Annotated in this window: 1 protein-coding gene; it reads left to right on the forward strand. The window is 68.2% G+C overall.

The annotated features are described in order from the left end of the window. Positions 1–1076: N-6 DNA methylase (locus tag AC01Y6_RS10465; RefSeq protein WP_476671461.1), on the forward strand; the 1076-nt coding region annotated here is incomplete at both ends.

Below are 1076 nucleotides of genomic sequence, written 5' to 3' on the forward strand. Positions count from 1 at the left end.
GGAGCTTACCGAGGCCGCCGAGCGGGCTCTGAAGACCCTGGAGGAGCGCTACCGGGAATACCGGGACCGCCTGGAGGACGCCAGGCGGAACCTCAGCGGGGCTCTGGAGGAGACCCGGAGGCGCATCCTGGCCCGCCTCGAGGGGGAGTACCCCGAGGCCCTGAAGGCCCTCTTCGAGCGGCACCTTCCCCGGTTCGCCGACCAGTACGGCAGGGAGATCGAGGGCGAGGAAGCCCCCGCGAACCCCCGCATCCGCGAAGCCTTCGCCGCCGACTCCGCCGCCGCCCTCATCGCCCGGGTGCTCTTCCTCCGCTTCCTGGAGGACCTGGAACTCACGAAAAAGCGCCGCCTCACCAACGGGGGACCGGAGCGGTGGCAGGAGTTCGTGGAGTTCCTCACCGACCGGGCCACCGCCCTGGTCAAGGTGGCCTCCCTGGACCTTTCCGGGGCCTACCGGGAGCCCTTTGAGGAGGAGACCTTCTCCTGGGTCCTGGAGACGAACGGGGAGATGGACCGGAGCCTGCAGCGGCTCATCCTCCGGGTCAACGCCTACAACTTCGCCGAGCTTTCCGAGGAGGTCCTGGGGGACATCTACCAGAGCTTCCTCCCCCCCGACAAGCGCAAGCGACTGGGGGAGTTCTACACCCCCAAGGAGGTGGTGGACCTCATCCTCCGGGAAACCGCCCTTTCCCACGAGGACCTGTACCCGAGGGTCCTGGACCCCGCTTGCGGTTCCGGCTCCTTCCTGGTGCGCTACCTCCACCACCGGGTGGAGGAGGCGAAAAGGCGGGGCATCGCCCTGGACCCCGAGGCCCTGTCCCGCTCCATCTGGGGGTTTGACCTCAACCCCTTCGCCGCCTACGTCAGCATGTTTCAGCTCCTCTGGGGCCTTCTCCGGCTGAAAGGGGGAAGGCCCGAGGTTCACGTCTACAACCTCAACTCCCTCCTGGACGACGGGGACATCGCCTACCTGGTACGGCGGAGTCCGGGGGAGGAGGCCAGGGACGAGGGGGAGTGGGACTACGTGGTGGGCAACCCCCCGTACATCCGGGCGGAGCGGGCGAAGTACGGGGAGG

This window comes from Thermus sp. (assembly GCF_056332225.1).